We start from the raw sequence: 21,337 nt of genomic DNA on the forward strand, positions 1-21,337 counted from the left end.
CAGGAGCCCGAAAAGTCAGGATGCTCCCGCCACGATCGCGGCCCACTCCGCCTCGCTGATCACCTTGATCCCCAGTTCTTCGGCCTTCTTGAGCTTCGACCCGGCGCCCGGGCCTGCGACGACCAGGTCGGTCTTGGTTGAAACAGTCCCAGCCACCTTGGCCCCAAGGTGTTCCGCTTGCGCTTTAGCTTCGCCCCGAGACAGCGATTCAAGGCTGCCAGTAAATACAATGGTTTTTCCGTTAACTACCGATTCGATGTAATGAGGGAGGTACCTCTCAATCATCATTGATGCGACTAGGCGTTCTATCTCGCTCTCATTTGTGGACGAGGTAACATTTTCAACAAGCGACTGCGCCGTGGCCCAGCCTATCCCTTCTACATCCGTAAGTAGCCGATACGCCCAACGATCGCGTTCAAGCGCCTGGATCAGGCCCCGAGAATTGTTTGCAAAAGGAAATAGAGATTCCACTATTCGGGATGATGAATTCCTCAATTGGGACGTCCGAACGAGAGGCAAAATCTGCCGAGCTGTCGCGATGCAAGTCTCTACCACCTTGCCGCGCAGCCAGTCGTCCGCATTCTCATAAATACTAGATCGTTTTCCGGGAAAGTGTTTTCTGAAGCTGAGGTAAGCCGTCGTTAAGCGGCTTGAAAACTGGAATAGATTTTTCTGATTAGAAGCGACCTCAATCAAATGGGCGATCATTTCGTCGGCCATGACCGGCCCAACGCCTGGAGCTTCTGTAAAGCGAATAATTTTCTGCCGTGCTTGAGCGTAAGCGGAACCCACTGAAGCCCTCAGCTCCTCTACACTCACGTCATACAAAAAGATTTTTTCTCTTTCATATTCCCAATTATGAATTTCCTCTGATCTAACATGGCGACAATATTCGATAATTTTTTCAATCGTATCAAGTACAGAGGAGATTAGCTTAGCTTTTTCGGACCCAATGAGGCGGAATCCTAGAGATTGAAGGAAACGAGGAAGAGTAATAACGCGGCTCTTTTGAATTGCAGCTTCAAGAGCGGCTACCTTGCGTGAGCCAAACCCCGGCAAGGCTAAGAGAGCATCTCGCCAATGATGCGGCTCAAAAATATCGCTCGGCCTTTCGATGAGTTTCGCCGAAACAAGAGTTTTAACTGTTTCCGACCCTAGACCTTCGATATCTAAGCCAGATTTTCCGCAGAAGTGCTCAATTGTGCGTTCGACTTGAGGAGGGCATGACAAAGCCCCAGTACAACGGCGATCAACGCTATAAGTTAAAGTGCTAGGATTATAATCCCGAACGACTGGAGAACCACATTCCGGACATACAGTTGGAAAACGCCATACATCTCGTGGATGATCACGAGTCAGATTCTCCACGATCTGCGGAATGACGTCGCCCGCGCGCTGCACGACGATCCGGTCGCCGGGGCGCACGCCCAACCGCCCGATTTCGTCGGCATTGTGGAGCGTCGCGTTGGTGACGGTCACACCGCCCACCGTCACTGGCTCCAGCCGCGCCACCGGCGTCAGCTTGCCCGTCCGCCCGACCTGAATGTCGATGGCGTTGAGCGTCGTCTGCGCCCGCTCGGCCGGGAATTTGTGCGCGATCGCCCAACGCGGCGCGCGCGCCACCTGCCCCAGCCTCTTCTGCCAATCGATCCGGTCGACCTTGTAGACCACGCCGTCGATGTCGAACGGCAGGTCCGCCCGCTTCGCCTCGATCGCGCGATAATGGGCAATGAGCGCGCCCATGTCCGTAAAACGCCGGAAATCCTCCGACACCGGAACGCCCCAGGCGGCAATGGCGCGCATGATGTCGCACTGCGTTTCGCCCGGAAGGTCGGAAACCTCTCCCCAGCCATGCGCCAGGAACCGCAACGGTCGCGCGGCGGTGACCGCGGCATCCTTCTGCCGCAGCGACCCGGCCGCCGCATTGCGCGGATTGGCGAAGATCTTGCCGCCTTCCGCCTCCTGCCGCTTGTTCAGCGCGGCGAAGTCAGCCTTCGCCATATAGACCTCGCCGCGTATCTCGAACACATCCGGCGCGGCGCCCGCCAGCCGCTCGGGAATATCCGCAATGGTTCGCGCATTGGGCGTCACGTCCTCGCCCGTCGTGCCGTCGCCCCGAGTCGCGGCGAGGGTCAGCACGCCTTTTTCATAGCGCAGCGAACAGGACAGGCCGTCGATCTTCGGCTCGGCGGTCAAGGCCAACTCGGCATCGTCGGGCAAGTTGAGGAACCGCCGCACCCGCCCCGCGAAATCGATGACGTCCTCGTCTGAAAAGGCATTGTCGAGGCTGAGCATCGACGTCGCATGCGCCACCTTGGCGAGATGTCCGCCCGGTGCCGCACCCACTTGCCGCGAGGGGCTATCGGAGCGCACGAGATGCGGAAATTTCGCCTCGAGCTCCGCATTGCGCCGGACCAACGCGTCGAACTCGGCGTCCGAAATCTCCGGCTGGTCGTCGCTGTGATAAAGCCGGTTATGCCGTGCGATCTCCCGTGCCAGCCGCTCCAGCTCAGCAGTGGCGTTCGCTTCCTCAAACAGATCGCTCACGCCAGAGTCTCTGCCAGAAACAACCGCAGGGAAGCCCATGCCCGCTCCGCCGCCACTTCATTATACAGCACGCCAAGTTCCGGCGCGGCGGCTCTCGGGCTGGTGAAACCGTGCATCGTCCCGCCATAAGCATGGGCCTGCCAGTCCGCGCCCGCTTCCGACAGCTCCCGGCCAAGCGCGACGAATTGATCCGGCGTCGCCATCGGGTCGTCCCAGCCGTGATAGACGGCGATCTTCGCCTTGATGCCCGGCGAGGGAAGTCCCGTCGGCGTGAAGAGCCCATGGAAGCTGCCCACCGCTCGCACATCCGCGCCCGCCCGCGCCAGATCGAGCGCACAGAGGCCGCCGAAGCAAAAGCCGATGGCGGCAAGGCGCCCGCCATCGACGCCGTCCGCCCCGCGCGCCGCGTCCGCCCAGGCGAGGAGAATGGCGCGCAACATCGCCCGGTCCTCGACGAATGGGCGCATCAAGGCTGTGCATTCTTCGCGCGTTTCGCCGGTCCGGCCCTCGCCATAGACGTCGCAGACGATCGCGCCATAACCCCAGCCGGTCAGGCGCTCGGCCGCTTCCGACGCCAATTGATCGACGCCCGAAAAGGTGGGGAAGATGAGGATCGTCGGCACTGCCCCGCCACCCGGCGGGAGCGCGATCAGCCCCTCATGCGTCACGCCCTGGTGAGTCATTTGAAAAGGCTTCATTTCCATCACGCCGCCTCCAAAAGCCTGCTCGCTTGCGCCCGCGCTTCGTCCGTCACTTCGGCGCCGGACAGCATCCGCGCAATTTCCTCCCGCCGCCGCGCCGCATCCAACGCCTGAACGCCGGTGCGGGTCACCGTGCCGTCATGGCTCTTTTCGATGAAATAATGCTGGCCGCCGCGCGCCGCGACCTGCGGGCTGTGCGTCACGACCAGCACCTGCGCCCCCTGCGCCAAGCGATGGAGCCGTTCGCCGATCGCGCTCGCCACCGCGCCGCCGACGCCCCGGTCGATCTCGTCGAAGATCATCGTCGCGACGCCGCCACGCTCGGCGAGCGCCACTTTGAGGGCCAGGATGAAGCGCGACAATTCGCCGCCCGACGCGATCTTGGCGAGCGGCGCAAAGGGCGCGCCCGGATTGGTGGCGATTTCGAATTCCACCCTGTCCTTGCCCTTGGCGCTCCATTGCCCCTCGGCCAGCGGCTCGATCACCGTGCGGAACTTCGCCGCATCGAGCTTCAAGGGCTGAAGCTCCGCCGCCACCGCCATGTCGAGCCGCGCCGCCGCTTGCGTCCGCAGCCGGGTCAATTCAGCCGCCGCCGCGTCGAACGCCGCGCGATGCTCCGCCACCTGGCGCTCGAGCGCCGCGAGCCCCTCGCCGCCCGCATGGATCGCGCCCAATTTCGCCGCCATCTCCTCGGCCAGCGCGGGAAGCGCGTCGCAGTCCACGCGATGCTTGCGGGCCATGGCGCGCAGGTCGAACAGCCGCGCCTCGGCCTCTTCCAGCCGCGCCGGATCATAGGCCATCGCCTCGGCCGCTTCGCTTAAGCGGTCCTCGGCTTCCGAAGCCTCGATCACCGCCCGGTCGATGGCGGCGAGCGCCTCGGCCAATTTGTCATGCTCGCTCGCGATGCGGTCCAGCCGCCGTGCCGCCTGGCGCAGTTGGGCAAGGCCGCCCTCCGATCCTTCAAGCAAAGCCGCCGCCGCCGCGATATCCTCGGCGAGCCGCGCCCCCTTCTGCATATTGGCGCGAAGGCCCGCCAACTCCTCTTCCTCGCCGGGCTGCGGCGCCAATGCCCTCAGCTCGGCGACGGCATGCTCCAGATATTCACGATCGCGCTCGGCATGGTCGAGGTCGGCCCGCGCCGCCGTCAGCTTCTCCTCCGCCGCGCGCCAGCCGCGATAGGCGGCTTCCGCCGCGCTCGTGTCGATGCCGCCATAGATGTCGAGCAGCGTCCGGTGCCCGCGCGCATTCAAGAGTCCGCGATCGTCGTGCTGGCCGTGAATTTCGACGAGCATCCCGCCAAGCTCGCGGAGCAATGCCACCGACACCGCCTGATCGTTGACCAATGCCCGGCTGCCGCCATCGGCCTTGAGGATGCGGCGGATGGTGATCGGCTCGCCCGGCTCCACCGAAATTCCGCCATCGCCCAGCAAAATGTGCGCCGGATGATCGCGCCCCACGTCGAAGCTGACGCTCACCACCGCCTGCGCCTGTCCGGCACGCACCAACCCGCTGTCCGCCCGCGCGCCCAGCGCCAGCCCCAGCGAATCGAGCAGGATCGACTTCCCCGCCCCTGTTTCGCCCGTCAGCACGCCGAGCCCGGGGCCGAATTCGAGATCCAGCGTCTCGATCAGCACCACGTCGCGAATGGAAAGGCCGGTCAGCATGGGGAGATGTATAGTCGGAACGCCGATACCCTCAACGCTCTTGATGTTATTGCTGAGCAGGATGTGCTCCTGCGAAAGCGGGAGCCTAGAAAGGCCGGTGCCACTGGGTTCCTGCTTTCGCAGGAACACTCAAGCGTCCGCCTCACGCCGCCGGAGCATGCTCCTGGATGAGGGCATAAGCGCGCTCATACCATTTGGTGCCCGGATAATTGGCCGCCAGCACCGCCGCCGCCTTCTTCGCTTCCTCGGGGATGCCGAGCGCGAGATAGGATTCGGTGAGGCGCATCAAGGCTTCCGGCGTATGGGTCGTCGTCTGATAGTCGTCGATCACGGTGCGGAAGCGGATGACGGACGCCAGCCACTGGTGGCGATTCTGGTAGAAGCGGCCGATCTCCATTTCCTTGCCCGCCAAATGATCGTTGACGAGGTCGATCTTGAGGCGCGCGTCGGCGGCATATTCGGTGTTCGGATAGCGGCGGGCGAGTTCGTTCAGCGCATCCAAGGCCTGGCGCGTGATGCTCTGGTCGCGGGTCACATCCTCGATCTGCTCGTAATGATTGAGCGCGATCAGATAATAAGCGTAGGGCGCATCCTTGTTGCCCGGATGGATCGACAGGAAGCGGCGCGCCGCATCGATCGATTTCTGGTGATCCTTGGCGGCATAATAGGAAAAGGCGCTCATCAGCTGCGCGCGGCGCGCCCAGATCGAATAAGGATGCTGGCGCTCCACCTCGTCGAAGAGGGCGGCGGCGAGCTTGTACTGGCCGCGGTCCAGCTTGTCCTTGCCGGCATTGTAGAGCGTGTTGACGTCGCGGGCGACATATTGCGTGTCGGCCGCCCCGCCCTGTGCGCGATTGGAGGCGCAACCGGCCAGCGGCACGAAAGCGGCCGAAACGAGGAGCAGGGTCAGCGGACGGGAAATCTTGAGGAGCATGAGGGGCTCTTAGCTGAGGCTGTGGCGGAGGCCAAGCGGGAAGGCGATAGCCTGGCATTTCACCGCCCAGCGGCTGAACGGGGCTTTAACCGCTTCTCTCGCGTTCTGCGAAAGCAGGAACCCAGCCGTTCCGCCAGTGCCGCTGGGCTCCTGCTTCCGCAGGAGCACAAGGACAGTTCATAACGGCATCAGCGCCGCGGCGATCCAGCGTCCCTCGCCGCGCAGCATGCCCCAGGTGCGGGCGGCGGCCTTGCTGTCCATCGCTTCGACGCCGATCCCCTGCGCTTCCAACGCCTTGACGAAGGCCCGGGGCGGGAAGGCCATGGCCGGGCCGGTGCCGAGGATCAGGAATTCCGGCGGCGGCTGCAGGGCGAGGAGCGGCGACACATGGCTGGCGTCCAGCATGTCGAGGGGCGGGGGCATCCATTCCTCCGCCCAGTCGGGCGTCATCAGAACCGACCGGACGATCCCGCCGCTGACGATGAACTGCCCGTCCGCAAAGCCCGTGACGAGGGGGCCCGATGCCGCGTCATCCTGGGTGAAGCGCGGCATGGCCCCTCAATAGCCTTCGTTGCGCGGCGCCGTCCGTTCAGCCGCCGGCGCCGATTTGGCGAGGAAGCTGTCCGGCCCCACCTTCAGCCACACCAGCATCGGCGCGGAGATGTAGATGGACGAATAGGTGCCGACGAAGATGCCGACGAAGATCGCGATGGTGAGGCCGAAAATCACGTCCGGCCCGAAGATCAGCAGCATGGCGAGCGCCAGCATGATCGACAGACTGGTGACGATCGTGCGCGACAGCGTCTCGTTCAGGGAGACGTTGAGGAGCGGCACGATCTCCATCTTCCGGTATTTGCGCAGATTCTCGCGGATGCGGTCATAGATGACGACCGTGTCGTTCAATGAATAGCCGACGATGGTCAGGATCGCCGCGACGACATTCAGGTTGAATTCGAGCTGGGTCAGCGAGAAAAAGCCGAGCGTCATCACCACGTCGTGGAACAGGGTGGTGAGCGCCCCGACCCCGAATTGCCATTCGAAGCGGAACCAGATGTAGATGGCGATGCCGAGCATGGCGAGCGCGATGGCGAGGCCGCCCGAGCGGAACAATTCGCCCGAAACCTTGCCGGACACGGTTTCGACCGCGTCGAACTTGGCGCTCGGGTACGCGGCGGACACCGCGTCCTTCACCCGCTCCGCCGCGACGTTGGCCGCCGCCTCGCCGCCTTCGGGCAGCGGCATGCGGATCGACACGGTCTGTGGCCCGCCAAATTCCTGGATCGTCGCCTCGCCCAGGTTGAGCGCGCCGATGCGCTCGCGCAGCGTATCGATCTGGACCGGCTCGCTGAACGACACGCGCACCATCTGGCCGCCGACGAAATCGACGCCGAGATTGAGGCCGCGCGTCGCGACGAGCGCGATGGAGGCGAGCGTCACGAGGATGGACAGGATCAGCGCGACGTTCCGCCAGCGCATGAAATCGACATTGGTATTGTCGGGGACCAGCTTCAAAAGGCGCATGGGTCCGGTTCCTTAAATATGAAGTTCTTTGGGCCGCGCACGGCGCGCCCAGAGCGCCACGAGCATCCGCGTGAAGTTGACCGCGGTGAAGACGGACGTGACGATGCCGATCATCAGCACGACCGCGAAGCCGCGGATCGGGCCGGTGCCGAAATAGAACATCAGCACCGCCGCGATCACGTTGGTGATGTTGGCGTCGAAAATGGCGGTGGACGCTTCCTTATAGCCGGTGTCGAGCGCGTCGAGTACCCGCCGCCCTCGCTTCAGCTCCTCGCGGATGCGCTCGTTGATCAGCACGTTGGCGTCGACCGCCGCGCCGATGGTGAGCACGAAGCCCGCAATACCTGGAAGCGTCAGCGTCGCGTTGAAGATCGCCATGATGCCGAGGATCATCAGCGCGTTGAGGATCAGCGCCAGCGTCGCGTAGAAGCCGAACCGGCCATAGGTCATCAACATGAAGGCGATGACCGCCGCCGTCGCGATGATCGACGCGATCGCCCCGGACTTGATCGAATCGGCGCCAAGGTCGGGACCGACCGTCCGCTCCTCGATCACCTTCAATTCGACCGGGAGCTTGCCCGATCGCAGGGAGATGGCGAGCTGGTTGGCGCTTTCCACCGTGAAATTGCCGCTGATCTGCGCGGTGCCGCCCAGGATCGGCTCGTTGATGTTCGGCGCGGAAAGAACGACGTCGTCGAGGATGATGGCGAAGGGCTTACCGACATTCTCCTGCGTCACCTTGGCGAAGCGGCGGCCGCCCGCCCCGTCGAAGCGGATCGTCACGACCGGCTCGTTGGTGGTCGGATCATAAGCCTGCTGCGCGTCGACGAGCTGGTCGCCTGTTACCATCGCGCGGCGCTGCACCGCGATCGCGCCGCCCGGACCGTCCGGATAGGGGAGAACCTGGCTGCCGACGGGCGCGCGGCCTTGCGCGACTTGCGCAGGATCGGCGTTCAGGTCGACGAGCTTGAAATCGAGCCGCGCGGTCTTGCCGAGCAGCGCCTTCAACCCTTCCGGATCCTGGAGGCCCGGCACCTGGACGAGAATGCGGTCCTCGCCCTGGCGGATGACGGTCACTTCCTTGGTGCCGTCCGGATCGACGCGATTGTAGACGACCTCGCGCGCCGTATCCATCGCCTGGTCGAGCGCGGTTTCGATCCCCGCCTCGGTCGGCTGCATGACGATGCGGCTGGTGTCGACGACGTTGACCGACCAGTCGCGCTGGCCGGTAAGGCCCGCGGGCTGGGTCAGCGAACGGACCAGTTCCATCGCCGCGTCGACCTGGGCGGGATTGCGGACCATGAAGGCGAGCCGTCCGCCGGCGGTCGAAATGTCGCCGATCTCGATGCGCGGGTTTGCCCGGCGCATTTCGGTGCGGATCGTTTCTTCCATCGTCGCGATGCGCTGGTTCGCCACATCGCTGGTATCCGCTTCAAGAAGGATGTGGCTCCCGCCCGCCAGGTCGAGACCCAGGTTGATGCGGGCATTGGGCAGCCAGCCCGGAATCTGATTGGCGACGCGCTCGGGAAGCAGGCTGGGGATCGCGAAGGCGATGCCGATCAGGCAGATGAGGGTGATCCCCCACACTTTCCAGCGGGAAATGTCGAGCATCAGTCGTTCGCCGGCTTGCCGCCCGCCGGGCGGATGTCCGAAAGCATGCTCTTGACGACGCGGACCTTGACGCCGGACGCGATCTCAAGCTCGATCTCGGCCTCGTCGACCTTCGTCACCTTGCCGATCAGGCCGCCGCTGGTCACTGCCACGTCGCCCTTCTTCACGCCTTCGACCATCGAGCGATGCTGCTGCATGCGCTTCTGCTGCGGCCGGATGAGCAGGAAGTAGAAGACGACGAAGATCAGGACGAGCGGCAAAACCTGGACGATGAATCCCGCGCCCGAAGGCGCCGCGCCGGTGGTGGCTGCATAAGCGGGTGTCACGAGCATCTTATCTTTAGTCCCTGATTAGGGCCGGCGCCCCCCTGGGTGCCGTGAAAGGTTGCGCGCCTATCATGGTGACGCCCCCGCGCGCAAGCAAGGGCGCGCATTCGCTCTAATGGGCTCCTGCGGAAGCAGGAGCTCAGCAGCACCGGTCTCTCAACTGGGCTCCTGCTTTCGCAGGAGCACGAATGGGATCATCGCCCGCTCAATATGATCAATGTCGACGTTCCGTGCGCCAGCACCCGGCCTTCGCCGTCCCGCAGATAGGCTTCCGCCGTCGCGATCTGCCGTCCCATGGACACCACCCGGCCTTCGCAGAAGACCGTGCCGCAGTCCGCGCGGATGGGCCGGGTGAAATTGGCCTTGGTCTCGACCGTCGCATAGCCGACGCCCGCATCCAGCATCGTATGGACCGCACAGCCGGTGGCACTGTCGATCAGGGTCAGCGCGAAGCCGCCATGCACACCGCCCAAAGGGTTGAGCAGCGTTTCGTCCGGCGTGCCGGTGAAGACCACGCGTCCTTTCTCCACTTCCGTCACCGCCATCCGCATCGGCTGCGCGATGGGCGGCGCGGGCAGCTTTCCGGCTGCCAGCGCCTCGATCATTTCAAGCCCGCTCATCCCCGCCGCTTCTTCCGGCGTGGCGACGCCGTACCGCGTTGCACCCATCGGCTTCCTCCTAGATTTCGGATAGCAGCTATCCTGCGCCATCCCGCTGTCAATATGATCGACATGCCTTGCCTTCGCGGCCAAGTAGACCTAGAGGCGCTTTTCCGGTCGGAGCGTAGCGCAGCCTGGTAGCGCATCACACTGGGGGTGTGGGGGTCGCAGGTTCGAATCCTGTCGCTCCGACCATCCTTCTCTCCCCATTCCTACACCCGTCATTCCGGCGAAAGCTGGAATCTCGTGACGAAGAATGCACTTTCCTGCCGAGCCTCCGGCTTCCGCTGGGACGACGGGCAGGACACAAATTCATTTTCCTACACGAACCTTTATGGTTATCTAACTTCGCTCCTCTTCACCAAGGAGCATGAAAATGGATCCCATCCCCCTCATTGACGAAGTCATCGCCCGCGAAGGCGGTTATTCCCATCATCCCGCCGATAAGGGCGGACCGACACGCTGGGGCGTGACCGAGGCGGTCGCCCGCAGTCACGGCTATCGCGGCGACATGAAGGCTTTTCCGCGCGAAGAGGCCGTCGCCATCTACCGCCGCCTCTATTGGCTGCGCCCCGGCTTCGACCGCATCGCCATCCACGCGCCCAGGCTGGCCGCCGAATTGTTCGATACCGGCGTCAACATGGGCCCGCCCATCGCGGCGGGCTTCCTCCAGCGCGCCTTGAACGCCCTCAATCGCGGCGCGAGCGACTTTCCCGACATTCCGGTCGATCGCCGGATCGGCGACCGCACCGTCGCGGCCTTGGAGGCCTTCCTCGCCACGCGCGGAAGGGCCGGGGAAGACGTATTGCTGAAGGCCGTCGAGGCGCTTCAGGGCGAACGCTATCTGAGCCTCGCCGAAAGCCGTCCGGCCAATGAAGCCTTTCTCTACGGCTGGCTCGCCAACCGCCTCGGCTGAAAACAGCGCCACACCATCAATTTCATCAGCTTCATTACCTTTGCAGGAGAAAACAATGTCCCTCATCGAAGGCATCATCAGTCCCCTCGCCAAACTGATCGACAAGATCATTCCCGACCCCGAAGCGCGCGACCGCGCCAAGCTGGAACTCATCAAGCTGGAGGGCAGTCAGGAAATGGAGGCGGTGAAGACCCAGCTTACCGCCATCGTCGCGGAAGCCCATTCGGCCGATCCCTGGACGAGCCGTGCCCGGCCGAGCTTCCTCTACATGATGTACGCCCTCATCCTCTGGGCGATCCCGATGGGCCTGATCTCCGCCGCCAACCCCGGAATGGGCGAGGCCATCGTGCGCGGCATGACCGCCTATCTGCGCGGCATCCCGGAAGAACTCTACGCCCTCTTCGGCACCGGCTACCTCGGCTACACCGCCGCCCGCGAATGGGGGAAGGCGCGGAAATAGCCGCCACCGTCATCCCGGCGGAAGCCAGGATCTCACTTCCTGAAAAGGACGCCCTGACCAAGAAGGAGATTCCAGCTTGCGCTGGAATGACGTTTAAGATGGGGCAGGCGCGCGGTTGCACCCTCCCTCCCCGCCTCCCATATCGCAGCTCCTATTCAATGCGGGGACAGGCATGAGCGAAGACAAGATCGGCTGGCACGGAACGACGATCCTTGGCGTGCGCAAGAACGGCAAGGTGATCGTCGCGGGCGATGGGCAAGTGTCGCTCGGCCAGACCGTGATCAAGCCCAATGCGCGCAAGGTGCGCCGGCTGGGCGACGGTTCCGTCATCGGCGGCTTCGCGGGCGCCACGGCCGATGCCTTCACGCTGTTCGAGCGGCTGGAGCGCAAGCTCGAACAACATCACGGCCAGCTGATGCGCGCGGCGGTCGAGCTTGCCAAGGATTGGCGGACCGACAAATTCCTCCGCAACCTTGAAGCGATGATGATCGTTGCCGACAGGCAAGTGACCCTCATCCTCACCGGCAATGGCGACGTTCTGGAACCGGCGAGCGGAGTCGCGGCGATCGGATCGGGCGGCAATTATGCTTTGTCCGCCGCTACCGCGCTCTTTGATTATGAAGAAGATGCCGAGGTCATTGCCCGCAAGGCCATGAAGATCGCCGCCGATGTCTGCGTCTACACCAACGAAAACCTGACCCTGGAAACGATCCAACTCTAACCGTCATTCCAGCGAAAGCTGGAATCTCCCTTCCTTTAAACACCTCCAGCTTCCGCTGGAATGACGGCTCGGAAAAGAAAATGAACGACACTCTGACTCCCAAGGCGGTTGTCGCCGCCCTCGACGAACATATCATCGGCCAGACCGAGGCGAAACGCGCGGTGGCCGTCGCGCTCCGCAACCGCTGGCGCCGCCAGCGCCTGTCGGACGAACTTCGCAACGAAGTGACGCCCAAGAACATCCTGATGATCGGGCCGACCGGCTGCGGCAAGACGGAGATCAGCCGCCGTCTCGCCAAGCTCGCCGACGCGCCGTTCGTGAAGGTGGAAGCGACCAAATTCACCGAGGTCGGCTATGTCGGCCGTGATGTCGAGCAGATCGCCCGCGATCTTGTCGAGGAAGCCGTACGCCTGGAACGCGACCGTCGCCGAGCCGCGGTCAAGGACGCTGCCGAGGCCGCCGCCATGGACCGCCTGCTCGACGCGCTGACCGGCAAGGGCGCGAGCGAAGCGACGCGCGAGAGCTTCCGCCGCCGCTTCGACGAAGGCCATCTGAAGGACAGCGAAGTCGAGATCGACGTGTCCGAAGCCCCCGGTACGCCGTTCGAGATCCCCGGCATGGGCGGGCAGGTCGGCATGATCAATCTCTCCGACATGATGGGCAAGGCGTTCGGCCAGCAAGCCAAGAAGCGCCGCCGCCTCAAGGTGCCGGACGCTTGGGTAAAGCTTGTCGAAGAGGAAGCCGACAAGCGTCTCGACACCGACGACGTGAACCGCGTGGCGCTCGCCGACGCCGAAGCGAACGGCATCGTCTTCTTGGACGAAATCGACAAGATCGCGGTTTCGGACGTGCGCGGCGGCTCCGTCAGCCGGGAAGGCGTGCAGCGCGACCTGCTGCCACTGATCGAAGGCACGACCGTGTCGACCAAATACGGCCCGATGAAGACCGACCACATCCTCTTCATCGCGTCCGGCGCCTTCCATGTCGCCAAGCCGTCCGATCTGCTGCCCGAACTGCAGGGCCGCCTCCCCATCCGCGTCGAATTGAAGGCGCTGACGGAAGAGGATTTCGTGGCGATCCTGCACGACACGCGCGCCAGCCTGACCGAGCAATATCGCGCCCTCATCGGCACGGAAGGGGTGGAAATCAGCTTCACCGACGACGGCATCCGCGCACTCGCCCGAATCGCGGCGGAGGTGAACGGGCAGGTCGAAAATATCGGCGCCCGCCGCTTGCAGACGGTGATGGAAAAATTGCTGGAGGATATCAGCTTCCATGCCGAGGACCGGCAGGGAACGACCGTGGTGATCGATGCCGCTTATGTCGAAAGCCAATTGTCGGCGATCGCGCGCGACACCGACCTCAGCAAATATGTCTTGTAACCCGCCGCGAACCGTTCGTTCCGCGTCCAGCACGGTTCGTCGATAACGGCGTACAGAAAGATCTCTTAACCATCTATCTCCCGATTCTCGCAAGGAGATTGTTTGATGTTCGACAAGAAGTTGCTTTTCGTTGCCGCCGCCTTCGCCTTCCCTGCTGCGGCTAGCGCACAGGTCGCGAGCGTCGGTCTCGGCGCCGGTGTGAATGCAAGCACGCAAGGTTTGACAGGCGGGGTGACGGACACGGTGAACAGCGCGGCCGATACCGTTCAGCAGACCGCCGACAAGGTGATGCCGGAAGTCTCGGCCAACGCCACCGTGGAAGCAGGCCCGGTCGTCGCGGCCACCGCGACCGACGTGACGGCGGGCAAGGCCGTCCTCGATCCAAAAGGCGGCACCGTCGGCAAGATCGAGTCGGTGAATGCCGAAGGCGCTGTCGTCGCTACCGGGAAGAGCCGCGTGCTGCTGCCACTCAAGAGCTTTGCCAAGAACAATGTCGGTCTCGTCATTTCCCTCACCCAGGCGGAACTCGACGCCCAGGCCGCTGCTTCGGCATCCGCGGGCAATTGAGCCCATCTGCCACCAGGAAGCCGCGCCGGATCGTCCGGCGCGGCTTTTCCTTGATCCGCCGCCTCCCCGCGCCCAAATGGGGGCCATGCTGATCCAGACCGAAACCACGCCCAACCCGGCGACCCTGATGTTCCTGCCCGGCCGCGAGGTCATGGGCGCCGGCACCCGCGATTTCACCACGCCGGAAGAGGCGGAGGCATCGCCGCTTGCCGAAGCGATTTTTTCGACCGGCGAAGTCGACGGCGTCTTCTTCGGCCGCGATTTCATCTCCGTTACCGCCGCACCGGGAGTCGAATGGGCGCGGCTGAAGCCGGAAATCCTCACCGTCCTGCTCGACCATTTTTCCAGCGAGGCGCCGCTTTTCCGCCCCGGCAGCGCGGCGGACATCGCTGTCCCCGCCTCGGATATCCCTGACAATCCCGAGGATGCCGACATCGTCGCCCAGATCCGCGACCTGATCGACACCCGCATCCGCCCGGCAGTGGCGCGCGACGGCGGCGACATCGTCTATCGCGGCTATGACAAGGGACGGGTCTATCTCGCCATGCAGGGCGCCTGCGCGGGCTGCCCTTCCTCCACCATGACCCTGAAGCAAGGCATCGAAAGCCTCCTCAAGCACTATGTGCCGGAGGTCGAAACGGTCGAAGCCGTCTGATGCTGCTGGTGATCGACAGCGCGACGGAGGCCTGCTCGGTCGCGCTTCTTGATGGCGACGCCGTCGTCGCGGAACGGCACGAAATCGTGGGCCGCGGCCATGCCGAACGGCTGATCCCGATGATCGCCGAAGTGATCGGCGGCAGCCGCCCTGAAGCAATTCTGGTCGATTGCGGCCCGGGCAGCTTCACCGGCATCCGGGTCGGCCTCGCCGCCGCGCACGGGCTGGCGATCGGCTGGGGCATTCCGGTCCAGGGCTATTCCTCGCTCGCCCTTATCGCGGCGGGGCAGGCTTTCCCGGAATTGACGGTTGCGCTGAACGGCGGACACGGGCAGCTTTTCGTCCAGACCTATGTTCGCGAACCGCTCCGTGCCCTGGGCCCGCTCCAGTCGCTGCTTCCCGAAGCTGCGGCCACGCATGCGCCTGACGGCCCGGTCGCCGGGAGCGGCGCCGCGCTCCTCATTGCCACGCGCTGTTCCGGCGAACCGATCGAGGCTTATCCCCGCGCGTCCGACGCCAAGTTGCTGCCCCTCGATCTTCGCATTCTGCCTCCACGTCCTCTCTATGGGCGAGGGCCGGATGCCAGGCCCATGGCATGACGCGGCCTGATCCCGTCCGCATCGAAGCCGGCGGCATCGCCGATCTCGACGCCGTCATGGCCGTGATGTCCGATAGTTTCGATCCAAGCTTCGGCGAAGCATGGACCGCCCCGCAATGCGCCGGCATTCTGCCCATGGCGGGGGTCTGGCTGTCCCTTGCGCGGATTGGCGACACGGTGGCGGGTTTCAGCTTGGGCCGCATCGTCCTGCGAGAGGCGGAATTGCTGCTTCTTGCCGTCCGCCGCGACTTTCAGGGAATCGGGGTCGGTAAAAAGCTGGTCGATCATTTCATCGCCGACTCGCGCGCAAGGAATGCGGAGCATCTTCATCTTGAGGTTCGGGACGGCAATGCTGCGGTGCGTCTCTACGAAGCCGCGGGTTTTCATCGGGTTGGCACGCGCAGAAACTATTATTGCGGAACCGACGGCGCCCTTTTTCATGCGCTTACCTTGTCGAGATCGTCCAATATTTGATCGATTCCGCCTTCGTTTGCGCTCTCGACTTGCCATTCCGAATCAAAGGTTCCATTGGACACTTGGCGGCCCCCACCCGCACCAGAATAGCAACAGGGGAACACTATCCAATGAATGAACTCGAAAACGCGCAGGAGACGCTTATTACGCTGACCGCGGACATCGTCTCCGCTCACGTCAGCAACAACAGCGTGTCGGTCAGCGATCTTCCTCAGCTGATCCAAAATGTCCATGCCGCGCTGGCAGGGCTTGGCGGTCAGGCCGCGGAACCGGAAGTGAAGCAGGCGCCGGCGGTTTCCGTCCGTGCATCGGTGAAGCCCGATTACATCGTCTGCCTGGAAGACGGCAAGAAGCTGAAAATGCTGAAGCGGCACCTGATGACCCACTATAATATGACGCCTGACGAATATCGTCAGAAATGGGGTCTTCCTGCCGACTATCCGATGGTCGCGCCGAACTATGCCGAGCAGCGGCGCTCGCTCGCCAAGAAGATCGGCCTCGGCACCTCGCGCCGGACCAAGAAATAAGGGTTTCAAGCGGCGGGAGGTTGTGGTCCCGCCGCTTTGACCTCCCCGGCAAACAGTCTACATCGCCGTCATGAGCCGCAGAATCGACGTCGAGGCGCTGTGCGCCGAAAAAGGCCTCCGTATCACGGAGCAGCGCCGGATCATCGCGCGCGTTCTTTCGGAATCCGAAGATCATCCCGATGTCGAGGCGTTGCACGCCCGCGCCTCCGCCATCGACAGCGGCATCTCCATCGCCACCGTCTACCGCACCGTCCGCTTGTTCGAGGAAGCGGGCATCCTCGAGCGCCACGATTTCGGCGACGGACGCGCCCGCTACGAAGCGGCGGCCGAAGCGCATCACGATCATCTCATCAATGTCGAGACCGGCGAAGTGATCGAATTCGTGGACGACGAATTGGAAGCGCTCCAGCGCAAGATCGCGGAGAAACTGGGCTTCCGCCTCGTCGATCACCGCATGGAGCTTTATGGCGTCAAGACCGACCGGAAGGACTGATCGCGCCTTATGCGCATGATCTTCCGGATCGCAGCCATCGTTCTTGGGCTGATCGTCTGCCTGCCCTTGCATCATCTCTGGAAGCTGGCAGGCCACCTATCGCCGTGGCCTCGCCTATTTCTAGGCTGGACGGCGCGGTGCGCGGGAGCTCGCGTGACTGTGGAGGGCACGCCGCTCCGCCGCGACGTGCTGTTCCTCGCCAATCATTTGAGCTGGCTCGACATCCTCGTCGTCGCGAGCGCGAGCGGCGCCGCCTTCGTCTCCAAAGATGAGGTCAGGAAATGGCCGGTCATCGGCTGGCTGGCGAGCCTCCACAATACGATCTACGTGGCGCGAAGTGACCGGAACGGGGTCAAAGGCCAGGCCGACCAGCTCCGCGCGGCCCTCGCCACCGGTCAACCGGTCGCGCTTTTTCCGGAAGGCACCACGGAAGGCGGGCATGAAATATTGCCTTTCCGCGCCAGCTTGCTCTCCGCCGTCTTTCCAGCCCTACCTGATCTCAAAGTGCAGCCTGTCGCACTTGATTATGGCGTCCTGGCGCAGAAAATTGCCTGGGTCGGGAAAGAACCTGCTGTCGCCAATGCCCGCCGCATTCTTTCCCGGCCAGGCACGATCCCGGTAATTGTCCATTTCCTAACGCCTATCGATCCGCATGATGTGCCGAACCGGAAAGCCTTGGCGGAACAGAGCCAGGCCGAGGTTCAGGCCGCGCTGTTCCCCAATGGCCCGGCCGGAAAGACGTCTGAAAACTGACGCTCGCCGATTGAGGTAAATTCCAGGATTCGCCCTTCTCCACGAACGAGCCATTTCTTTTGCCGCATCATGTGAAGGATGGCGGCGCCTAAGGCGCCGCCAAGGTGATGGCGCCTTTCGCTCCAGTCGAGGCAAGGCCGGCACAGGGGACGACGGGCTTTCCCCAGCGCTGTCACATCCATGCCGAGACCGTTCAGGAAAGCGCGTCCCTTTTCAGTCACGCCGTCCAATCCCAGCGAAACAAAGTCCCGGCTAGTCAGAGAATGCGCCATCCTGACGCCTGCCGCACCCGCGAGGTGATCGTAGCAGATGCGGGCTTGGCGAAGCAGCGGCTCACGCGGGCCGGTGCGGACGCGCACGGCGCCGGTCCGCTGCGCGGCCGAGAAAAGGCTTTCGATCAGATCGGCGATGTCCGATCCCGACAGACGATAATAGCGATGCCGCCCCTGCCTTTCGACCGCGAGCAACCCGCCGGCAAGAAGCTTACTCAAATGTTCGCTGGCGGTCTGACGCGTGACGCCCGCAGTTTCGGCCAGCTCGCCCGCCGCCAAGGCCCTGCCGTCCATGAGGGCGGCCAAAATGTTGGCGCGCGCCGGATCTCCGATCAGTGCCGCCACAGGTGCGATTTGAGGCCCTTGCTTCATCATTCTCCTTTGAAGCCGACAACACCGGCATAGGGCAATTCGCGACCGAGGCGAAGCAAGTCGAGCGCCCGGTCCACCACTTCCCCGGGAGTACCGGATGGCCGTTCTGAAGGCGCGAAAGGCAGCATCAGGCTTTCCAGGGCTTCGACGAGGTCGAACATGGCAAGATCGTCCAAAGCTTCTCCCTGCCCGTCAAAATGGTCGCGTAGCCGCTTTGCCCAGGATTCCTTGCGGACGCAGCTTTCGGCCGAGAAACGGCGCAGGCATACGGCATAGGGGCCATCGATCCAATCGCCCCATTCCTTTTCGCCGGCTTGACGCGCCGCTCTCCTGTCCAGCTCATCATTTGGGAAGCAGGCGGGAAAAGCGCGGGGGGCATGCGGCTCCCGGTTCAGCTCGGCGATGAAGTCGGTAATGAATTTTTCCTTGTTCAGCGCCGCCGCCTCGGCAGCCGAGCAGCCCGCCCGCATCGAGAGCGCCGCCCTGCGGCACCACCAGGTTGCAGCCGGGGAATACCAGTCGGTGCCGCCCAGGGGAGGAGCAGCCGGACAATGACCCAGCGCCGCGCCAAGTGCGCTCCACCAGTCTCCTTGAGTTGATTGGCTGTAAATCACGCCGGGAAAGGCCTTCTCGGCCAGCAAGTCGTCCAATATTTCAGACACGGGGCCGACGAGAACGGCGAATTGCGATTTTTCAACAAACCAGCGACGGACATAAGCGGCAGAGTTTTTCATCGTGTCCTTGTAGCATCATCACTTGCCCGATGGTTCGGGAGAGACCGAATGATCGGGCGAATGCTCGATGCTTCCGCCCGGGCGCCCAATCCCTTATAGGCGGAGCGATGAACCGCGATCCCAAGACTTTTCACGTCAAGAGCTTCGGCTGCCAGATGAACGTTTATGACGGCGCCCGCATGGCCGAGCTGCTCGAGGCGCAGGGCATGACGGCCACCGACGGGGCGGAGGCGGATCTCGTCGTGCTCAATACCTGCCACATTCGCGAGAAGGCGGCGGAAAAGGTCTATTCCGACATCGGCCGGCTGAAGCGGGAGGATGGATCGCGCCCGATGATCGCGGTGGCCGGTTGCGTGGCGCAAGCCGAGGGCGCCGAAATCCCGCGCCGCGCGCCGAGCGTCGACATCGTCGTCGGCCCGCAAGCCTATCACCGGCTGCCCGATCTTTTGAACGAGGCCAAAACCGGCAAGCGCGCGCTCGACACGGACATGCCGATCGAGTCGAAATTCGGCGCGCTGCCTGCCCGCCGGAAACAGGCGCCGAGCGCCTTCCTGACGGTGCAGGAGGGCTGCGACAAATTCTGCACCTATTGCGTCGTCCCCTATACGCGCGGCGCAGAGGTTTCGCGCGATTGGGCGGCCATCGTCGACGAGGCGAAAGCGTTGGTCGACGGGGGCGCGCGTGAGATCACGTTGCTCGGCCAGAATGTGAATGCCTGGACCGGAGAAGACGACAAAGGCCGCCTGCAAGGCCTCGACGGCCTGATCCGCGCGCTCGACAAGCTCCCCGGCCTCGCGCGTATCCGCTACACGACCAGCCACCCGAACGACATGACCGAGGGCCTGATCCAGGCTCATGGGGATGTCGAGAAGCTGATGCCTTATCTGCACTTGCCCGTTCAGGCGGGAAACGACCGGGTGCTGAAGGCAATGAACCGCAGCCACACCACGGCAAGCTACCTCGCCATCCTGGACCGCGTCCGGAAGGTGCGGCCCGACATCGCATTGTCCGGCGATTTCATCGTCGGCTTCCCCGGTGAGACCGAGGCGGAGTTTCAGGATACGCTGAATCTCGTTTCGGCCGTGAACTATGCGCAGGCTTACTCGTTCAAATATTCCCCGCGCCCCGGAACCCCGGCGGCGGACATGGAGAATCAGGTGGCCGCAGAGGTGATGGACGAGAGGCTTCAGCGGCTGCAGGCCCTGATCAACACGCATCAGATTGCCTTCAATCAGGGAACCGTGGGAAAACGTACGCAGGCGCTGCTTGAACGGCAGGGCAAGAAGCCCGGCCAGCTGATCGGCAAATCGCCCTGGCTTCAATCCGTCCATCTCGAAACTGTCGCGAAGATCGGCGATATCGTGGATGTCGAAATCCTGTCCGCCGGGCCGAACAGCCTTGCGGGCGCCGAATTAATGGAGAAAGCCGCCTGATGCCGCAGAAGAAACTCGATCCCGCCACGCCCCGCGCGCGCCTTGAGATCGAGTTCGCCGAGCCGCACCTGCTCGGCCCTCTGTTCGGCGAGTTCGACCGCAATCTCGTCGCCATCGAGGATCGCCTCGGCGTCTACATCGCCGCGCGCGGCAACCGCGTGCAGGTGGAGGGCGAACCCGAAGCCGCCGCCCGCGCCCGCGACGTGCTGCAGGGGCTCTACAATCGGCTGAACGAAGGCCAGGACATCGATGCCGAGGCCGTGAGCGCCGTCATCGCCATGTCCGGCCAGCCGGTGCTGGAGGGCATCGTCTCCGACGTGTCGGAGCCGCCCAAGGTAATGATCCGGACGCGCAAGAAGACGATCGTCCCGCGCTCCCACACACAAGCCACCTATATGGAAGCGCTGGGCCGCGACGACCTGATCTTCGCGCTTGGGCCGGCAGGCACCGGCAAGACCTATCTCGCCGTCGCGCAGGCCGTGCAGCAATTGATCGGCGGCTCTGTCGACCGCCTCATCCTCTCCCGTCCCGCCGTCGAAGCGGGCGAGCGCCTGGGCTTCCTCCCCGGCGACATGAAAGAAAAGGTCGATCCCTACCTCCGTCCGCTCTACGATGCGCTTTACGACATGCTCCCCGCCGAACAGGTGGAGCGCCGCATCGCGTCGGGCGAGATCGAGATCGCGCCGATCGCCTTCATGCGCGGGCGGACGTTGGGAGACGCCTTCATCATTCTCGACGAGGCGCAGAATACCACGCCCCAGCAGATGAAGATGTTCCTGACCCGCTTCGGCATGAGGAGCCGCATGGTCGTCTGCGGCGATCCGCTGCAGGTGGATTTGCCCAATCCGGGCATGTCCGGCCTTGCCGACGCCGTGGAGAAATTGGAAGGCATTCCCAAGATCGCCACAATCCGCTTCGGCGCGGGCGACGTCGTCCGCCACCCGCTCGTCGGCCGGATCGTCGAAGCTTATGAGGGGCCGCTGACGTGAGGCCGGTTCCCCAAATCCTCCCCCTTGC

General features: G+C 63.6%; 24 protein-coding genes and 1 tRNA gene. 14 read left to right on the forward strand and 11 right to left on the reverse strand.

Annotated elements, in window-relative coordinates; translation table 11 throughout:
• Positions 1 to 15 precede the first annotated feature (15 nt).
• From ligA to IC614_RS07290, 9 genes are all read right to left on the reverse strand, one after another.
• A complete protein-coding gene (ligA, locus tag IC614_RS07250; RefSeq protein WP_318962133.1) occupies positions 16 to 2,586 on the reverse strand; it encodes an NAD-dependent DNA ligase LigA in 2,571 nt (856 codons plus the stop codon).
• On the reverse strand, positions 2,544 to 3,230 hold the full coding sequence (locus tag IC614_RS07255) for a dienelactone hydrolase family protein (protein ID WP_226372596.1): 687 nt from the start codon (positions 3,228 to 3,230) through the stop codon (positions 2,544 to 2,546). The genes ligA and IC614_RS07255 overlap by 43 nt, the downstream gene beginning before the upstream one ends.
• Positions 3,231 to 3,250: 20 nt before the next feature.
• Complete coding sequence (gene recN, locus IC614_RS07260; RefSeq protein WP_200970695.1) at positions 3,251 to 4,912, reverse strand: DNA repair protein RecN; 1,662 nt, start codon at positions 4,910 to 4,912, stop codon at positions 3,251 to 3,253.
• A 142-nt stretch (positions 4,913 to 5,054) separates the two neighbouring features.
• Positions 5,055 to 5,846, reverse strand: a complete 792-nt coding sequence (locus IC614_RS07265) for an outer membrane protein assembly factor BamD (protein WP_200970696.1) — start codon at positions 5,844 to 5,846, stop codon at positions 5,055 to 5,057.
• Positions 5,847 to 6,023: 177 nt separating this feature from the next.
• The gene (locus IC614_RS07270; RefSeq protein WP_200970697.1) at positions 6,024 to 6,398 is read right to left on the reverse strand and encodes an Mth938-like domain-containing protein; all 375 of its coding nucleotides are present in this window, start codon (positions 6,396 to 6,398) and stop codon (positions 6,024 to 6,026) included.
• A 6-nt stretch (positions 6,399 to 6,404) separates the two neighbouring features.
• Complete coding sequence (secF, locus tag IC614_RS07275) at positions 6,405 to 7,367, reverse strand: protein translocase subunit SecF (protein WP_200970698.1); 963 nt, start codon at positions 7,365 to 7,367, stop codon at positions 6,405 to 6,407.
• A 12-nt stretch (positions 7,368 to 7,379) separates the two neighbouring features.
• Complete coding sequence (gene secD / locus IC614_RS07280) at positions 7,380 to 8,978, reverse strand: protein translocase subunit SecD (protein WP_200970699.1); 1,599 nt, start codon at positions 8,976 to 8,978, stop codon at positions 7,380 to 7,382.
• On the reverse strand, positions 8,978 to 9,310 hold the full coding sequence (gene yajC, locus IC614_RS07285; protein WP_200970700.1) for a preprotein translocase subunit YajC: 333 nt from the start codon (positions 9,308 to 9,310) through the stop codon (positions 8,978 to 8,980). Before yajC ends, secD begins: the two co-directional genes overlap by 1 nt.
• Positions 9,311 to 9,498: 188 nt before the next feature.
• Positions 9,499 to 9,972 carry a PaaI family thioesterase gene (locus tag IC614_RS07290; protein ID WP_200970701.1) on the reverse strand — a complete coding sequence of 158 codons (474 nt, stop codon included), beginning with the start codon at positions 9,970 to 9,972 and terminating at the stop codon, positions 9,499 to 9,501.
• A 109-nt stretch (positions 9,973 to 10,081) separates the two neighbouring features.
• Here IC614_RS07290 and IC614_RS07295 point away from each other — a divergent pair.
• The 12 genes from IC614_RS07295 to IC614_RS07350 all read left to right on the forward strand — a co-directional run bounded on the left by IC614_RS07295 (position 10,082) and on the right by IC614_RS07350 (position 17,509).
• Positions 10,082 to 10,158: transfer RNA gene (locus IC614_RS07295), tRNA-Pro, on the forward strand.
• A 181-nt stretch (positions 10,159 to 10,339) separates the two neighbouring features.
• The gene (locus IC614_RS07300) at positions 10,340 to 10,879 is read left to right on the forward strand and encodes a glycoside hydrolase family 108 protein (RefSeq protein WP_200970702.1); all 540 of its coding nucleotides are present in this window, start codon (positions 10,340 to 10,342) and stop codon (positions 10,877 to 10,879) included.
• A 55-nt stretch (positions 10,880 to 10,934) separates the two neighbouring features.
• Positions 10,935 to 11,339 (forward strand): holin family protein, encoded by a 405-nt coding sequence (locus tag IC614_RS07305; RefSeq protein WP_200970703.1) that lies wholly within the window; start codon positions 10,935 to 10,937, stop codon positions 11,337 to 11,339.
• Between the two features lie 172 nt (positions 11,340 to 11,511).
• The gene (gene hslV, locus IC614_RS07310; RefSeq protein WP_200970704.1) at positions 11,512 to 12,060 is read left to right on the forward strand and encodes an ATP-dependent protease subunit HslV; all 549 of its coding nucleotides are present in this window, start codon (positions 11,512 to 11,514) and stop codon (positions 12,058 to 12,060) included.
• Positions 12,061 to 12,140: 80 nt separating this feature from the next.
• On the forward strand, positions 12,141 to 13,442 hold the full coding sequence (gene hslU / locus IC614_RS07315; RefSeq protein WP_200970705.1) for an ATP-dependent protease ATPase subunit HslU: 1,302 nt from the start codon (positions 12,141 to 12,143) through the stop codon (positions 13,440 to 13,442).
• Between the two features lie 105 nt (positions 13,443 to 13,547).
• Positions 13,548 to 14,009 (forward strand): hypothetical protein, encoded by a 462-nt coding sequence (locus IC614_RS07320; RefSeq protein WP_200970706.1) that lies wholly within the window; start codon positions 13,548 to 13,550, stop codon positions 14,007 to 14,009.
• Between the two features lie 85 nt (positions 14,010 to 14,094).
• The gene (locus IC614_RS07325; protein WP_200970707.1) at positions 14,095 to 14,664 is read left to right on the forward strand and encodes a NifU family protein; all 570 of its coding nucleotides are present in this window, start codon (positions 14,095 to 14,097) and stop codon (positions 14,662 to 14,664) included.
• Positions 14,664 to 15,263, forward strand: coding sequence for a tRNA (adenosine(37)-N6)-threonylcarbamoyltransferase complex dimerization subunit type 1 TsaB (tsaB, locus tag IC614_RS07330; RefSeq protein WP_200970708.1), 600 nt, complete (start codon positions 14,664 to 14,666; stop codon positions 15,261 to 15,263). The genes IC614_RS07325 and tsaB overlap by 1 nt, the downstream gene beginning before the upstream one ends.
• The gene (gene rimI, locus IC614_RS07335) at positions 15,260 to 15,736 is read left to right on the forward strand and encodes a ribosomal protein S18-alanine N-acetyltransferase (RefSeq protein WP_200970709.1); all 477 of its coding nucleotides are present in this window, start codon (positions 15,260 to 15,262) and stop codon (positions 15,734 to 15,736) included. The genes tsaB and rimI overlap by 4 nt, the downstream gene beginning before the upstream one ends.
• Positions 15,737 to 15,846: 110 nt before the next feature.
• Positions 15,847 to 16,263, forward strand: coding sequence for a MucR family transcriptional regulator (locus IC614_RS07340; protein WP_200970710.1), 417 nt, complete (start codon positions 15,847 to 15,849; stop codon positions 16,261 to 16,263).
• A 70-nt stretch (positions 16,264 to 16,333) separates the two neighbouring features.
• Positions 16,334 to 16,756 (forward strand): Fur family transcriptional regulator, encoded by a 423-nt coding sequence (locus tag IC614_RS07345; protein ID WP_200970711.1) that lies wholly within the window; start codon positions 16,334 to 16,336, stop codon positions 16,754 to 16,756.
• Between the two features lie 153 nt (positions 16,757 to 16,909).
• A complete protein-coding gene (locus tag IC614_RS07350; RefSeq protein WP_226372597.1) occupies positions 16,910 to 17,509 on the forward strand; it encodes a lysophospholipid acyltransferase family protein in 600 nt (199 codons plus the stop codon).
• Here the strand turns inward: IC614_RS07350 and IC614_RS07355 are convergent.
• The gene (locus IC614_RS07355; protein ID WP_226372598.1) at positions 17,458 to 18,156 is read right to left on the reverse strand and encodes an ArsR/SmtB family transcription factor; all 699 of its coding nucleotides are present in this window, start codon (positions 18,154 to 18,156) and stop codon (positions 17,458 to 17,460) included. The two genes, IC614_RS07350 and IC614_RS07355, sit on opposite strands and share 52 nt — an antisense overlap.
• Positions 18,153 to 18,887 (reverse strand): DUF6058 family natural product biosynthesis protein, encoded by a 735-nt coding sequence (locus IC614_RS07360; RefSeq protein WP_200970713.1) that lies wholly within the window; start codon positions 18,885 to 18,887, stop codon positions 18,153 to 18,155. Before IC614_RS07360 ends, IC614_RS07355 begins: the two co-directional genes overlap by 4 nt.
• 95 nt (positions 18,888 to 18,982) lie before the next feature.
• Here IC614_RS07360 and miaB point away from each other — a divergent pair, with 95 nt between their 5' ends.
• Positions 18,983 to 20,320: a tRNA (N6-isopentenyl adenosine(37)-C2)-methylthiotransferase MiaB gene (gene miaB, locus IC614_RS07365; protein WP_200973146.1), complete on the forward strand. Its 1,338-nt coding sequence runs from the start codon at positions 18,983 to 18,985 to the stop codon at positions 20,318 to 20,320.
• Positions 20,320 to 21,309 carry a PhoH family protein gene (locus IC614_RS07370; RefSeq protein WP_200970714.1) on the forward strand — a complete coding sequence of 330 codons (990 nt, stop codon included), beginning with the start codon at positions 20,320 to 20,322 and terminating at the stop codon, positions 21,307 to 21,309. The genes miaB and IC614_RS07370 overlap by 1 nt, the downstream gene beginning before the upstream one ends.
• Positions 21,310 to 21,337 lie beyond the last annotated feature (28 nt).

The organism is Sphingosinicella flava (genome assembly GCF_016025255.1).
Lineage (GTDB): Bacteria > Pseudomonadota > Alphaproteobacteria > Sphingomonadales > Sphingomonadaceae > Allosphingosinicella > Allosphingosinicella flava.